This is a genomic window from Lignipirellula cremea, from assembly GCF_056501455.1.
The window spans coordinates 5,564,149-5,578,819 of sequence record NZ_CM151415.1 but is presented as its reverse complement, the minus strand read 5'-3'; the positions used below and the strand labels follow the sequence as shown (position 1 = coordinate 5,578,819).

The window sequence follows — 14,671 nt, the reverse complement described above, 5'->3', positions numbered from 1 at the left end:
AGTCGCCCGATGGAATGGCGGTCTGAATTTATGCCGATCTTAGGACGCGTCGTTCGTCGAGCGCTCTCGGCCGGACTGACGCTGGGCGCTCTCGCGGTCGCCTCCGCTGCCTGGTCCGCCGATCCGGTTCCCTCGGACGGCGACTTCGATGCAGCGCTGGAAGCCGATTTACTCGAAGGCCTGGGCGATCTGAAGCTTCCGCCCCCGCCTGCGAAGAGCGAACCGGCGCCGGCGCCTGCCGGCGGTGCGCCCGATGTCGATGCGCCGTCCGTCGAGGAACTCCGCGGGCTACTGCAACCGGAGGGCGAGGATCTCGGTTCCGCCGGCGAATCGCCGACCGAGCGCATCGGATCGATGATGCGGTCGGTCGAAGAGCGCTTCGTCGGCAAGGACAGCTCGCAGGCGACGCAGCAGATTCAGGAAGACATCGTCACGCAGTTGCGCGCGATGCTGGAGCAGCAGGAAAAGAAGTGCAGCCAGTGCAGCGGCGGTCAGAAGGACTCGCCCGGTTCTTCTTCCTCGGGCTCGAAGCCCGGCGAAGGGAAGTCAGATCCGAAACCCGGTTCGCCGGACGAACAGGGCAAGGAACCTGGCGACCCGAACGAGACGCCGGACGGGGAATCCGATTCGCCCTCGAATCCGGGCGACGCGACCGACCCGCAGGCTTCCTCCGCGCCCGGCGCGACCGATAGCGAAGATCGACTCGATCCGACGCGACTGGAAGAGGTCCTCCGCCGGTCGGCGGCCGACTTCGACGAACTCTGGGGTCAGCTTCCGCCGCAGGTGCAGCAGCGCCTGAAGCAGGGCCTGACCGAAAGGACGCTGCCGCAGTACGAACCGATGATCGAAGCCTACTATCGTCGGCTGGCGGAAGATTCGGGCGAAGCTCGTTAGCAGTAAGGTCGATTTTCGCCGTCGTGGCGAAAATCACGCTCGGCAAGTTCGAAACAAGTTTCTCATGCCTCGCAAAACAGCGGAGATACCGCTGTTTTGACGCCGCATCCGTGCGGCGGACCCAGCCCGTCGACAAATCGACGGGCTGTTAGGAAAGAGCGGTAAGGATGCACGCGACTCGTCGATCGTTCCTGAGCGGCGTATGCCTGGCCGGCGGCGCGCTCGCGTGGACCGCGCAGCGAAGCGCCTGGGGTCAGATCGCGCCGCGCGGCGACGAGTTTCCCGCCGATCTGGTCACCCCGGAAACGCGGGCCGCGGTCGATCGGGGCCTCGCCTATCTGGCGTCGAGGATCAACGAGGACGGCTCGTTCGGCAGCGGACCGATGTCGCGGAACGTCGGCGTCGTCGGGCTCTGCGGAATGTCGTTCCTCGCGGGGGGGCACGTTCCGGGGCGCGGACGCTTCGGCGTGGCCTGCTCCGAGGCGCTGCGCTATCTCCTGTCGCGCAGTCGCGACAACGGCTACATCATCGACCCTCCCTCCGCGGGACATGGTCCGATGTACGGGCACGGCTTCGCGACGCTGTTCCTGGCCGAAGCTTACGGCATGACCCAGGATTCGGAAGTTCGCGACAAGCTGTCGCGAGCGGTCGAACTGATCGTCGAGAGCCAGAACGACGAGGGGGGCTGGCGTTATCAGCCGCGTCCGGACGACGCCGACATCAGCGTCACGATCTGCCAGATCATGGCGTTGCGCGCCGCGCGGAACGCCGGCATCCACGTGCCGATCGAGACGGTCGACCGGTGCGTCGATTACGTCAAGCGCTGCCAGAACGTCGACGGCGGCTTCGCTTACACGGCCGAGACAGGCCCCAGCGCCTTTCCTCGCAGCGCCGCGGGCGTCGTCGCGCTCTACAGCGCGGGCGTCTACGAAGGGGATGAGGTTCGCAAGGGCCTCTCCTTCATGAAGCAGTACCAGCCGCAACCTGGCGCCCGACCCGACGAGATGTACTTCTATTACGGTCACTACTACGCCGCCCAGGCGATGTGGACAGCGGGGGGCGAGTACTGGCAGGAGTGGTATCCGCCCGTTCGCGATCTGCTGCTCGCGGCCCAGTCCGAGGACGGACGCTGGCGGGACGACACGGGCCCCGAATACGGAACGGCGATGGCCTGCATCATCCTGCAGATGCCGAACAATTACCTGCCGATCTTTCAGCGATGAGGTCGTCGCGGTTTCGGACCAGACTCTCTTCCTCGGGTGGCCCCGATAGCTCTGCTGTCGGGGTCGACGAAGTCGACAAGAGGAAAGCGGCCCTGCTTCCCCGCTCGGGTCGCCTTCTGTCGCTGGTCTTCCTCGCAGCCTGCGCGCTCTCGACGCCAGGCTTCGCTCAAGAAATCTCGCCCGCTCCGAACTTCCTCCTGCGTACGACCGACGGCGGCGATCCGGCGCCGGCTCGTCTGCACGGGATCGACGCCGAAGGCTACCGCTTCCTGACCGGGCCGGGCGTCGCCGAGGCGATCTTTCCCGACGCGAACGCCGAGGGGGTCGAGGAGCGGACCGTTCGCGACGACGAACTGATCCGGTTCGGGCTCGGCGTCGACCGTCCCAGGCTTCCGCTCGTGTCCTTGGTCGACGGCTCGATTCTGGCCGGCGAACTCGTGTCGCTCGGAACCGAGGCGCTGCTTCTCGACTCGCCGCTCTACGGAGAGTTGTCGCTGCCGCTGGGGCTGATTCGCGGGATCGTGCTGCGTCCCCCCTACGATCCGGCGGCGCGCGACGCGCTGCTTGATCGGATCGCGAAGTACGACGGCTCGGACGACGCCCTGGAACTGACCGACGGACCGACGGCGGTCGGCGTCTGGTCGCCCGGGCTTTCGAACGATGCACGCCCGTCGGGACCGGTTCCCTTCGGTACGCGGCTCGATCGTTTCTTCATCGAGACGGCCTCGGCGGAGCGACCGCTGGAGTATTCGCGAGAGCGAGTGAGGGCGCTCTTCATCGCGCCGGCCGCCCGGGCAACCGTCGCGGACGACGCTGCCGCCTTCGCGTGGTGGGGCTTTCGCGACGGAACCCTACTGCGCGTCGTTCGCCGGACGCCGGGCGAGGAGACCGTCCGCGTCGCTCTCGCCTGCGGCCTGGAACTGACGCTGGAACTGGATGGGGTTCGCGAGGATCTGGTTCTGATCGAATCGGTCGGGCCGCACGCGCGGCCCCTCTCTCGCCTGGAGGGGCAGGCCTATCGCCACACGCCGCTGACGGGGAGGTCGCTTCCTCTCGGCGTCGACGTTTCCTCGATGGGGGGACGCCTTCGTGCGGGGGGCGGCTATGTCGCGACGGGCATCGGCATGCACGCCCGATCCCGCGTCGTGTTCGCCTTCGATCGGGCCTATCGCCGTTTCGACGCCGAACTGGCGGTCGAGGATACGACCGATTCAGTCGAGGGATCGCATCGCGGCTCGGTGGTCGGCGCCCTGTACCTGCTGAAGGAGGGCGCCTGGTCCCGGACGGTCGAGACGCCGGTCGTACGCGGAGGCGACGCGCCGTTTCGCCTGAACTTCGACGTGACGGGCGCTCAGGCGCTGATGCTGGTCGTCGAAGAGGCCGACGGCGCCGACGTGCTCGACCGCGCCGCGTGGCTCGACGCGCGTCTCGTGCCGTAATACGGGGCTCCTTTCGTCGCTCGCTGGGCGAAGCGGTCGCCGTGTGCCATTTCTGGCTTGTCCAGCCGTGCATACGAGTTCTCCCTTCGGCACGGCTGGACAAGCCAGCCATGGCACACGAAAGAGTCGTAATACGGGTGCAACTCGCTCAAAGCGCTCATGGGGAGGTCAGCGCGGCCTCTCTGCGGCCCCTGCTTTAGACGACCGGGCGAAAGGCGTAAACTTGGACGCTTCGCTCGCAGCGTGCGCCTCCCCCGTCTTTCGTCGTCGAAACTGCCCCATGTCGAAGTCCTCTCCGGGTCTCGTTTACGATCCTTCCGGCGTCTTTCTGCCCCAGCGCGGCCTGGCCCAGTCGGATCTGGACGCCGTTCGCGATCCGCTGCTCGCCGCGCGGAAGGAGATGCTGGAGAGCGATCTGTCGCTGTGGAATTCGGGCGGCGACGTTCCCTCCGCGAAGCAGCCCCTCGACGCCGGATTTCATCGGCTGCCCGAGCGGATGCTGGAGGCCTACCGCAAGGATCGCGACAAGAGCGAGCTGGGGCGTATCCTCCGCGTCGCCGCGCAGCTTCGCGAGGAGGTCGACCGGGTCGTGCTGCTCGGGATCGGCGGGTCGTACATGGGCGCCAAGGCGCTGATGGAAGCCTGCTGCGATCCCTACTGGAACGAACGCTCGCGGGCCCATCGCGGCATGCGTCCCCGGCTCTACTTCGAAGGGAACAACGTCGACAACGATTCGTCGGCGGCCCTGCTCGATCTGCTGGCCAGCGGTCCCAAGGACTCGGTCGAAGGCGCCTGGGGCCTGGCCGTGATCAGCAAGTCGGGCGGCACGCTCGAAACGGCGATCGCCTTCCGGCAGTACTTGAGGGCGCTGGAACAGTCGCTCGGCGGCGACAAGGAGAAGCTCGCCCGGCGGGTCGTGCCGGTGACCGGTACGTCCGGCAAACTGTTCGACCTGTCCAAGGCGATCGGCTGCCCGGAAGTCTTCGAAGTACCGGATAGCGTCGGCGGTCGCTTCTCGATCCTGTCGGCGGTCGGCCTGCTCCCCGCGGCGATTCTCGGCCTGGACGTGCTGCGGCTGCTGGAAGGCGCCGTGCAGATGAACGACCGCTTCGCGACCGCGGCGCCGGGGGAGAACCCGGTCCTCGACTACGTCGCCGTCTGCCGGCAGATGGAGGTTCTCCGCGGGGCGAACACCCGCGTTCTTTCCGTCTGGTCGAAGTCGCTCGAATCGACCGGGCTCTGGTACGACCAACTCCTGGCCGAGAGTCTGGGCAAGCACGAGCAGGGCGCGCTGCCCCTCACGGTGGTCAACACTCGCGACCTGCATTCCCGCGCCCAGCAGCATCAGGAAGGGAAGCGGGACAAGCTCTTCACCAACGTCATCCTGGATAACTGGAAGTGGGACGCGCTTCCGGTCGGCAAGAGCGATCGGAACCAGGACGGTCTGAACGACCTGGCCGACAAGACGCTGCCCGAGGTGATGCGTGCGGCGATCCAGGGAACGAACGAAGCCTACCGCCTGGACGGACGCCCGACCGCGGACATTCGCCTCCCCAAGGCGGACGAAGCGTCGCTGGGCCAGTTCTTCCAGATGATGATGCTCGCGACCGTTCTGGAAGGGCGCTTGGTCGGCATCAATCCTTACGGTCAGCCCGGCGTCGAAGCGTACAAGAAGCAGATGAACGCGGCGCTGGGGCGGAAGTAGTCGAGAAGCTTCAGCTTCTCCGAGCGGGGGGTGTAAACCCCCCGGGTCCGGATCGAACCACCCGATTGAGCGTCGAACCCTCGGGGGACTTTCGTCCCCCGCTCAGATCTATAAGAGCGAAAGCGACATGCAAGGCTCCCTCACCTGGTACGGTCACGCAACGTGGAGCCTCGACCTGCCTGAGGGGAAGGTTCTGCTCGATCCGTTCTTCGACGCGAACCCTTCGTGCCCGGTCAAGGCGGATGACGTCGAAGCCGACTGGATCCTGGTCTCGCACGGGCATGAGGATCACACCGCCGACGTCGCACGCATCGCGAAGCGGACCGGCGCGACGATCGTGTCGAACTTCGAAATCTGCCAGTGGTACGGCAAGCATCACGGCCTCGATGCCGCGGTGGCGATGAACACGGGGGGCTCCGTCAGCCTGCCGTTCGGTCGTGTAAAGTACGTGCACGCGGTCCATTCGTCGAGCATGCCGGACGGATCGTACGCCGGCAACCCGGGCGGCTTCCTGCTGACGATCGAGGATCGCCTGATTTACTTCGCCTGCGACACGGCCTTCTTCAGCGACATGGAACTGTACGGTCGCCTAGATATCGACCTGGCCGTACTGCCGATCGGCGATCTCTACACGATGGGGCCGGAAGACTCGATTCTGGCCATTCTGGAACTGACGCCGACGCACGCCGCTCCGACCCATTTCAATACCTGGCCGCCGATCGAGCAGGACGCCGAGAAGTGGGCGCGGGACGTGCGCGAGAAGACCGCCGCGAAGCCCCATCTGTTCGTGCCGGGCCAGGCCGTTCCGTTCGACGACATTTTCGGAAACGCGTGATCCGCATGAGTTCGTTCACCTTTCGACTCGCGATCGTCGCGTCGTTCTTCAGCGTGCTGGGGCTTCCCGCGACCGCGCAGGAGCCGGTCGAGCTGCGCTGGAAGTTCGAAGAGGGGGAGGCCTTCGTCACCGAGTGGAAGCAGGGCCTCGAATCCCGCGTCACGATCCAGGACGGACAGGGGCAGACCCTGCGGCAGATCGAGACGAAGTACGACCTTTCGATGCGGATCAGCTGGACGATCGCGAGCGTCGCCGACGACGGCGGAGCGGTGACCGAACAGCGAATCGAGTCGCTCACCCTCGCGGTGCGCGCCCCGGGGAACGTTCTGCGGCAGCTTCAGCTTCCGAGCGCCGAAGAGCCGCCCCAGGAGTTCGCGGCGCTGGCGGCAGCGTTGCAGCAGGCGCTCGGCGTGCCGATTCGCGTGACGCTCTCTCCCGCCGGCGAGCCGCTCGCGGTGGAGCTTCCCGAGGAATGGACCAAGCTGGCGGAGAACGAGGAACTGGGACCGTCCGCCCAGCAACTTTCGACGCCCGAGGGCTGGAAGCGTCTGCTCGCCTCCTCGACCACGCCGCTGCCTGCGAAGGCGGTCGACGCGGGAGCGACGTGGACGAACGAGGATCCGCCGCTGGGCGAACTTCCGTATCGCATGACGACCGAATGGACGCTCGCGGGCGTCGAGGACGATGTCGCGTCGCTGACGTTCGAATCTTCGGTCGAGAAGACTTCGCCAGCCGGCGATGCAGCGAGAGACGGGGCAGGGCAGGGCGCTGCGCCCGGCGAAACCCCTGAAACCGCAGGCGTCGCGGTGACCGGTTTCGAGCGGACGGGGAGCGCGACCTTCGACCTGGCCGGCGGAACGCTCCGGTCGCTGCGATCGCAGACGAAGCTGAACCTGGGGAAGCGTTCGGGCGAGTACCTCCTTTCGACCCAGCAGTCCGGCGCCGTGACGGTCGAGACGAAGAAGGTCGACCCGCAGACGCCGTAAAGAGTCGCGGACGGGAACTGACTCGCTTAGACGTTTCGCATCGATCTGCGGCGTCCCCCGGGGGGGCTGACACCCTCCGCTCGCCAGGCACGATCGCTAGGCAGTCTTCTTCGGCGGCGCCTTGACCTGGATGGCGTCCCCTTCGACGCGAACCTCGAAGGCGTCGATCTTGATCCGCGGGTTGTCGCACCACGAGCCGTCGCGGATGCAGAACCGCCAGGCGTGCCAGGGACAGGCGACGACGCCGTCGCGGACGAATCCTCCCGCGAGCGAGGCGCCCATGTGGGGGCAGAAGTCGTCGATCGCGAAGTAAGCGTCCCCCTCGCGAAAGACCGCGACCATCCGACCGTTGACCGGATAGGCCTGTCCTTCGCCCTCAGCGATGTCGCCCACTTTCGCGACGGTCACGAACTCTTCCATCCTGACGGGGCCCCTGGCTTACGGCTTGCGGCGGATCGCCTTCGCGAACCGGCTTCTCTCGCGATCGGTTCCAGCTTCGCGTAGATTCAATGGAGATCGCGTTCGTCGCGTCGAGCGTTCGTTCCTGGCGAGCGGAGGGTGTCAGCCCTCCGTGGTATCGCGACGCGATCCGCACCGACGTGAGTACGCAGGTAGTCTAGCGCCTCGTGCCGAAACGGGGCGGACGTCTCTCTTCGATCGCGTGCAGGATCGTTCCCTTGTCGCTCAGCGTCGTCCGACGATTTCGAGGCCCGGTCAGCGGTGCCCTGCTTCTGGCGACGCTGGCTCTGCCTGCTTTCGCCGGTCGGGCTGACGAACTCGACGTTGCACGGCGCCTGGAACGGACCGCTCGCTGGGAAGAAGCGCTCGAGGCATACGAAGGCCTGCTGGAGACTCGCCCACAAGAAGCGGCGCCCGGAATCGTCCGGACGCTTCGCATGTCGGGCCAGCGAGAGCACCTGGCCGAGAGGCAGGCAGCGTTCGACGACGCGAAGTTCGCCTCTCCCGAGTTGAGCCTCGAACGGGCGCACGACGCGTTCGGTTCCGGTCGCGACGAGGCGGCTCGCGACCTGCTGACCGAACTCGCGGAGAAGGCTCCGACGGCACGCGGCTTCTGGCTTCTTTCCGAACTGGCGCTCGAACGGGGCGAGACGGAGGCTGCGATCGGGGCGTGCGAGCAGGCGCTCGAACTGCATGAAGAGGCGCCGCGGCCGACCGACGATCTGCGGTACGTGGGACTTTCCGAGTCGCGACTGGCGAACTTGCGCGGCGAGCCCGAGCGTTTCCGGCGGCTTGTGCAGGAGTTCTATCCGCGGATTCTGGAGCAGGACGAAAGCGCCTGGTGGGCGGCGTTCGACGCGGCGGAGCTTTACTTCGCCAAGTTCGACGACGGGAACGGCCAGCGACAGTTCGATCTCGCCCGCGCGATCGCTCCGCGCCAGCCCGAATTGACGCTTTCGCAGGCGAGGCGGGAGATCGACGGCTTCCGGCCTGCCGCCGCCCGGCGAACGCTGGCGAAGCTCGCCGCCGCCGATCCGTTTCCGGCGGAGACCGCACGCCTCCGGGCGGACGTCGAACTGACCCAGTTCCGGTTCGACGATGCGCTTCCCGCGCTCCAGGCGTCGCTCGCCGTCGATCCGCACGACCCCCGCACGCTCGGTCGCCTGCAGGCGATTCACGCCACGCGAGGCGAATTCGCGCTCGACGGTCCGGTCGAATCTTCTGCCGCCGTCGAAGCGTTCGCGAACGAGCGGGCGCCGCAGGGAAGCCTGTTCTACGAGACGCTGGGCGACGCCTTCGATCGGCTACGGAAGTATCCGCAGGCGGGCGAGGCATACGCCGAGGCGCTGCGGCGGAACCCTGCCTCCGGCCAGTTCTATGCGCGGCTCGGTCTGATTCAGATGCGGCTGGGCGAGGAACGCGAAGCCCGGCGAACGCTGGAGCGGGCGTTCGAGATCGACCCGTACCACGTGCAGGCGAAGAACCAGCTCGAAGTCCTCGATCAACTCGATACCTACGCCGCGCTCGAGACGGAGCATTTCATCCTGCGGTTCGATCGCGGCCGGGACGAGGCGCTCGCGAAGAACATGGCCTACGTGCTGGAACAGGAGGTGTATCCGCAGGCGGTCGAGCGAATGGGGAGCGAGCCGCCGCGAAAGACGCTGATCGAAATCTTCAGCGACGGTCGCGGCTCCACCGGCCATCAGTGGTTCAGCGCCCGAATGACCGGGATGCCGTACGTCGGCACGGTCGCCGCCTGTGCGGGGCGCGTCGTCGCGATCGTCTCGCCTGCCTCGTTGGAAGAGCCTTACCCCTGGGCCCGCGTCCTGAAGCATGAATTCGTGCATGTCGTGAACCTGGACCAGACGGAGTTCAACGTCCCCCACTGGCTGACCGAGGGGCTCGCCGTCTGGACGGAGGACGTGCCCCGTCCGAAGACCTGGCTCACGGTCCTGGCCCAGCGGCGCGCTGCGGGGACGCTCTTCGATCTCGAATCGATCAACGCCGGGTTCATCCGTCCCGAGTCGCAGGACGATTGGGCCCTCGCCTACTGCCAGGCGGAAATCTACGTCCGTACGCTGCATGCGCTGCGCGGCGTCGAAGGTTTGCGCGCGCTCCTCGCTCAGATCCGGACAGGAAAGTCGTTCGACGAGGCGTTGAACGAAGTCTTCGAGATGACGCCCGAGGAACTCGAAGCGGCAAACGCGTCGGCGATCGAGGAAGCGCTTGCCGAGAGCGGCGCTTTGAAGCAGGAGCCGCCGCCGACGCTGGTCGAACTGGCGCGGCGGTTCGAGAAGGATGCCCAGGACGTCGAGACGCTGGCCGGCCTCTCGGAAGCCTACGCCTTGCGAGGCGACTTCGACCGGGCGATTCCGTTCGCGAAGGCCGCGATTCGGAAGGCTCCGAACCATCCGGTCGCCGCTGCAACGCTGGCACGCGCGGCGGTCGCGGAGGGCAAGCTCGACGAGGCGGAGAACCTGCTCCGCGAGGCGCAGGAGGCGCTTCCGGAACTGGACGACCGCCTCACGACGCTGCGGATCGCCGTCGGCCTGCGGGCGGGCGACCTCGATCAGGTCGGCGCTCTCTATCGCGCGGCGATCGAACAGCGGCCCGACGAGGAACGCTGGCTCCGCGGCGCAGCGAAGGTCTTCGAGCGCCAGGAGTCCTGGGAGGATCTGGTCGGCGTCTTGACGCGTCTCGCCCGGCAGGAGCATGATGATCCCCTTCTGGCCCAGAGCCTGTTCCAGGCGTGTCTGAAGGCGGAGCGTCCCGACCAGGCCGAGAGCGCCGCCGAGGCCCTGTTGCGGATCCGGATCGACGACGCGGCGGCTCACGCCTATGTCGGAGAGCGGGCCTTTCTGCGAGGGGAGATCGACCGGGCGCGACTGGCGCTCGAATCGGCGCTCGCCTTCGATCCGCAGCGGACGGACGTTCTGCCCCGACTGATCGAACTGGCCCAGCGCGAGGGCGACCAGACCCTGGCCGACGAACTGCGGGGCCGACTCGAACGAGCGCCCGCTCCCCCTGCCCGAGAAGAAAGTCCGTCACCCGACGATGAACTCCCCTGACGACGCCGGCGACGGTTCGCCCGAGACCAGCTTCCAGGCTTCGCCTGAGATCAGCTTTCGCGATTTTCAGAAGCTGATCCGCGACATGTATCACGAGAAGGACGTCGAACGGGGCGTCGAGGCGACGTTCCTGTGGCTGATGGAGGAGGTCGGCGAACTGGCGACCGCGCTTCGCGTCGGGCCGAAGGACAATCTCGAAGAAGAGTTCGCCGACGTGATCGCCTGGCTGACCACGATCGCGAACGTCTCCGGCGTCGACCTGACCGCGGCGCTCCATCGCAAGTACGGGACCGGCTGCCCCGGCTGCGGCAAGATGGCCTGCGTCTGCGACCTGTCGGAGAAGCCGTAAGACCTTCATCAGTACTTCACGGAACAGCAGGGCAGGGGAGGGCGGACGCCCCGCTGAAAAAGCGGGGGGCGGGGGTTATGCTGAACCCTTTGCGGCACGCGCCGCTGGCCCCCCCTCGCGATCCGTCCGTTCATGGACTTCCTGGTGAACAGCCCGTTGATCCTCTCGACGGGCTGCTTCTCGCGGCCAGGACGCCGCGACGAAAACTCGGAATCTCCGAGTTTTCGCGAGCCGCGAAGAACTTGTTCTGAGCTTGGCGAGGTCGACGTTCGCCAGGAAGGCGAACGTCGACAGGCAACCAGGCGTCCGAGGCTCGCGACGCCGGCGCTGACGCTGCTCGGTGGGCTGCTCTTCGTGACGCTGCTCGTCGCGACGCCCTCCGTTTCGCAGGGGGCTCCGCCGGTCCTCAAGAGCGCCGCGATCGGTTTCGACGGGGAATACAAGCTCGGCCTGTGGACCGAACTTTCGCTCACGTTCGAATCGAACGAGGCCTTCGACGGACGACTCGGCATCGAAGTCCCCGACGGCGACGGCGTCCCGGTAGAGCAGCTTTCCGACATCTCGCTCCCGGCAGGAACGCCGACGATCCACGTGCCGGTGCGACTGGGGCGTCCGCGGGGGAACGTGCAGGTTCGACTCTATCGCCGACAGAAGCTCGACCTGGATATCAAAGATTTTCGAGGTCGCGAACCGCTGAGCGAAACGTCGCTGGCGCTCGTCGATGCGGCTTCGCTGCGGCGGAAACCTTCGCCCCTTGCGCTGGCCGCGCCGCGACCTGCGGAGCAGCGCCTGCTCGTGGCGTTCGGTCCTGAATCGGGGCTGTCCGAGGCGCTCCGTACGCTCCGATCGACGGGGAAGACGGACAGCCGCCGCGTCTACGTTCGCGTCGACTCGCTGGCTTCGCTCCCCCGTTCGCGGTGGGGGCTCGACGCCGCCGACACGATCGTCATCGCTGCGGGAGACGACGGCGCAGCCGCGCAGGCGACCGCCGAGCAGTGGCAGGCGCTGGTGGAATGGGTCGAACTCGGCGGACGCGTCGTCGTCGTCGGAGGCGCTTCGAGCGAAGCCCTGCTGGGAGAGAACGGTCCGCTGGCGGCGCTCGCGCCAGGTGCATTCGACCGGCTCGAACGGCTCTCCCGCCTGCGCGGTCTGGAGACGCTCGCCGCGGTCGACGAACCGCTGGCGTCGGTCGACTCAGCCGGAGCTCCGCTCACGGTCGCGACCGCGTTCTTTCGCGACGTCGAGGGTCGCGTGATCAGCTTCGAGGGCGTCGTTCCGGCAGCCGGGGCGACGATCGTCCGCTACCCCGTTCGGTTCGGCGAAACGACGTACGTCGCGTTCGATCTGACGAAGGCGCCCTTCGCGGGCTGGGTCGGGCGCGAAGGTCTCTGGCGGGAAATCCTGACTCGCGGTCGCAGAGCCGAGGCGGCGGAAGGCTCCGGCGAGAGCGTCGGCAGGGCTGTACATCTCGGTTTCGACGATCTCTCGGGTCAGGTGAGGACGACGCTGGAGCGGTTCGAGGGCGTGCGGTTGCCCAGTTTTCTGGCCATCGTCTTCGTGCTGATCGTCTACCTGGCGTGGATCGGACCGGGCGACTGGTTCTTTCTGAAGCGGATCGTCGGACGGATGGAGTGGACCTGGGCCACGTTCGCCGTCGCGCTGGCGCTGATCGGCGTCGGGATGTGGCTTGCCGCAGGCTACCTCCGCGGCGACGCGTCGAAGTGGAATCAACTTGACGTGGTCGATATCGCGTACGACGAACAGGGCGGGGCGCTCGTGCGCGGCTATTCCTGGTCGGTCGCCTACAGCGACGCGGGAAGAAAGTACGACCTGCAGGCGAGCGCCCGGCGCTTCGCTCCCGCTGCCACGGAACAGGGTCAGGCCGGTCCGCCCGTCGTCTACTCCTGGGAAGGTCTCCCGGGAACGGGCGTCGGCGGCATGAGCAGCGCGGTCAACGCCGCGCTCGCGCTCCCTGCGTACGAATTGATTCAGACAGCGCAGGGCGATTCGCCTCGCGACGTGCCGATCCCGGTCTCTTCCACGAAGGCGTTCGTCGGACGCTGGACCGAACGTTTCGAAGCGCCGGCGCCTGGCAAGTTGTTCCGTTCGCCGATCAACGACCTGCTCCGAGGCGAAGTGACCAATCCGCTGCCGGTGACGCTCGAAGAGGCCCGGATCATCTCGGGCAGTTGGATCTACGCCCTCGACGATCTGGAGCCGGGGGAGACGTGGAGCCTGTCGGAGCTCGACTCGCCGATGAACCTGGAATGGCGATTGAAGCGCCGCCGATCGACCGCCGACAATCGCGACGAGACGGAGATCTGGAACCCGACGCACGCCAGCTTCGAACGCCTGGTCGAGATGCTGATGTTCCATCGGGCCGCGGGCGGGCGATCGTATTCCGCCAACCTCGGCCATGACTACTATCCGCAACTCGATCTGTCGGACCGGCTGGACTATCCCGGCGCCATGCTCGTCGGGCGGATCGCTCAGCCGGCGCTGACGGTGACCGCCGAACCGGACGCGTTCGACGCCTCCGATCGCCGGGTCGAGACGTGGGTGCGGATCGTCCTCCCCGTCGCTCCAGCGGCGGCGCCCCGTCGCGTTCGCGAAGAATCTCCGGCAACGGAGTCCGACGCCGCGGACGCCGAAGAAGATTCAACCGAAGAGCCCGCCGCCGCTACGGACATCGCCGAAGAGCCAGCCGCCGAAGAGGCCCAGCCTTGATCGAGACCCGCGACCTGACCAAGAAGTACGGCGATCTGTTCGCCATCAAGGCGATCGATTTGAAGCTGGAGCAGGGCGACCTGTTCGGCTTCATCGGTCCCAACGGCGCCGGTAAGACGACGACGATGCGGATCCTCTCGACCCTGCTCGAACCGAGCTGGGGGGAGGCCTACGTCTGCGGTCACTCGATCTATTCCGAGCCGAAGGAGATCCGCCGGCTCGTCGGTTACATGCCCGACTTCTTCGGCGTGTACGACGACATGAAGGTGATCGAGTATCTCGAATTCTTCGCGTCGGCTTATCGCATCCACGGCCCCGCGCGGCTGAAGAAGTGCAACGAGATGCTCGAGGTCGTCGACCTCGACTTCAAACGCGAAGCCTTCGCCAACACGCTCTCCCGCGGACAGACGCAGCGGCTCGGCCTCGCCCGGGTGCTGCTGCACGATCCGCAGGTGCTGCTCCTCGACGAGCCGCTGTCGGGTCTCGACCCGAGGGCGCGGATCGAGATGCGGAACCTGCTCCGCCGGCTGGGACAACTCGGCAAGACGATCATCGTGTCGAGCCACATCCTTCCCGAACTGGCCGACATCTGCAACAAGGTCGGCGTGATCGACCGCGGACGACTGATCGTGAACGCCGACGTGGCCGAGGTCATGCGGCAGGTCCGCCAGTACGTCGTGCTGATGATCGGCGTCGGCGCTTCCCAGGAGCAGGCCGCGACCGCCCTCGAATCGCATGAGTTCGTCGACGGCGTGGAGCGGGTCAAGGATCGCCTCCGCGTCAGCCTGAAGCCGGGCGTCGCCGATTACAGCGCGCTCGTCCCGTACCTGATCGAGCGGGGCTATGCGATCTCCCACTTCGCCGAGGAAGAGATCAACCTCGAATCGGCCTTCATGACGCTGACGAAGGGCGTGGGGGCAAAGATTTAAGGGGCCAGCGTACGTCGGTTCGTGGCGGTTTGTCTATCGTTAAATGTCAGCTTTTCC

11 protein-coding genes are annotated in these 14,671 nt (G+C 66.7%); 10 read left to right on the top strand and 1 reads right to left on the bottom strand.

The annotated features are described in order from the left end of the window. Positions 1-9 precede the first annotated feature (9 nt). The 6 genes from SH602x_RS21880 (at position 10) to SH602x_RS21855 (ending at position 7,082) form a co-directional block, all read left to right on the top strand. On the top strand, positions 10-894 hold the full coding sequence (locus tag SH602x_RS21880; RefSeq protein WP_479474307.1) for a hypothetical protein: 885 nt from the start codon (positions 10-12) through the stop codon (positions 892-894). 167 nt (positions 895-1,061) lie between these two features. After that, positions 1,062-2,117, top strand: coding sequence for a prenyltransferase/squalene oxidase repeat-containing protein (locus SH602x_RS21875; RefSeq protein ID WP_479474306.1), 1,056 nt, complete (start codon positions 1,062-1,064; stop codon positions 2,115-2,117). Continuing rightward, positions 2,114-3,556, top strand: a complete 1,443-nt coding sequence (locus SH602x_RS21870; RefSeq protein WP_479474305.1) for an NPCBM/NEW2 domain-containing protein — start codon at positions 2,114-2,116, stop codon at positions 3,554-3,556. Before SH602x_RS21875 ends, SH602x_RS21870 begins: the two co-directional genes overlap by 4 nt. A 280-nt stretch (positions 3,557-3,836) precedes the next feature. Then, complete coding sequence (locus tag SH602x_RS21865; RefSeq protein ID WP_479474304.1) at positions 3,837-5,261, top strand: glucose-6-phosphate isomerase; 1,425 nt, start codon at positions 3,837-3,839, stop codon at positions 5,259-5,261. A 127-nt stretch (positions 5,262-5,388) separates the two neighbouring features. Next, positions 5,389-6,096 carry a metal-dependent hydrolase gene (locus SH602x_RS21860; RefSeq protein WP_479474303.1) on the top strand — a complete coding sequence of 236 codons (708 nt, stop codon included), beginning with the start codon at positions 5,389-5,391 and terminating at the stop codon, positions 6,094-6,096. 5 nt (positions 6,097-6,101) lie between these two features. Next, positions 6,102-7,082, top strand: a complete 981-nt coding sequence (locus tag SH602x_RS21855) for a DUF6263 family protein (protein ID WP_479474302.1) — start codon at positions 6,102-6,104, stop codon at positions 7,080-7,082. Between the two features lie 96 nt (positions 7,083-7,178). On the opposite strand, the gene SH602x_RS21850 is transcribed toward SH602x_RS21855, so the two are convergent. Continuing rightward, entirely contained in the window at positions 7,179-7,502 is a 324-nt protein-coding gene (locus tag SH602x_RS21850) for a Rieske (2Fe-2S) protein (protein WP_479471008.1), read from the bottom strand. A 257-nt stretch (positions 7,503-7,759) separates the two neighbouring features. On the opposite strand from SH602x_RS21850, the gene SH602x_RS21845 reads away from it, so the two are divergent. From SH602x_RS21845 to SH602x_RS21830, 4 genes are all read left to right on the top strand, one after another. Next, positions 7,760-10,609, top strand: coding sequence for a tetratricopeptide repeat protein (locus tag SH602x_RS21845; RefSeq protein ID WP_479474301.1), 2,850 nt, complete (start codon positions 7,760-7,762; stop codon positions 10,607-10,609). Continuing rightward, on the top strand, positions 10,596-10,958 hold the full coding sequence (locus SH602x_RS21840; RefSeq protein ID WP_479474300.1) for a MazG nucleotide pyrophosphohydrolase domain-containing protein: 363 nt from the start codon (positions 10,596-10,598) through the stop codon (positions 10,956-10,958). The genes SH602x_RS21845 and SH602x_RS21840 overlap by 14 nt, the downstream gene beginning before the upstream one ends. Positions 10,959-11,312: 354 nt before the next feature. Continuing rightward, positions 11,313-13,685, top strand: a complete 2,373-nt coding sequence (locus SH602x_RS21835) for a hypothetical protein (protein ID WP_479474299.1) — start codon at positions 11,313-11,315, stop codon at positions 13,683-13,685. Continuing rightward, entirely contained in the window at positions 13,682-14,614 is a 933-nt protein-coding gene (locus tag SH602x_RS21830) for an ABC transporter ATP-binding protein (protein WP_479471012.1), read from the top strand. The genes SH602x_RS21835 and SH602x_RS21830 overlap by 4 nt, the downstream gene beginning before the upstream one ends. The last annotated feature ends 57 nt before the right edge of the window (positions 14,615-14,671 follow it).

What these genes read in the sequence shown, in the direction of transcription:
- SH602x_RS21880 (WP_479474307.1), top strand. Translation starts at nt 10, where the DNA reads ATGGAATGGCGGTCTGAATTTATGCCGATCTTAGGACGCGTCGTTCGT.
- SH602x_RS21855 (WP_479474302.1), top strand. Translation starts at nt 6,102, where the DNA reads ATGAGTTCGTTCACCTTTCGACTCGCGATCGTCGCGTCGTTCTTCAGC.
- SH602x_RS21870 (WP_479474305.1), top strand. Translation starts at nt 2,114, where the DNA reads ATGAGGTCGTCGCGGTTTCGGACCAGACTCTCTTCCTCGGGTGGCCCC.
- SH602x_RS21840 (WP_479474300.1), top strand. Translation starts at nt 10,596, where the DNA reads ATGAACTCCCCTGACGACGCCGGCGACGGTTCGCCCGAGACCAGCTTC.
- SH602x_RS21860 (WP_479474303.1), top strand. Translation starts at nt 5,389, where the DNA reads ATGCAAGGCTCCCTCACCTGGTACGGTCACGCAACGTGGAGCCTCGAC.
- SH602x_RS21875 (WP_479474306.1), top strand. Translation starts at nt 1,062, where the DNA reads ATGCACGCGACTCGTCGATCGTTCCTGAGCGGCGTATGCCTGGCCGGC.
- SH602x_RS21865 (WP_479474304.1), top strand. Translation starts at nt 3,837, where the DNA reads ATGTCGAAGTCCTCTCCGGGTCTCGTTTACGATCCTTCCGGCGTCTTT.
- SH602x_RS21850 (WP_479471008.1), bottom strand. Translation starts at nt 7,502, where the DNA reads ATGGAAGAGTTCGTGACCGTCGCGAAAGTGGGCGACATCGCTGAGGGC.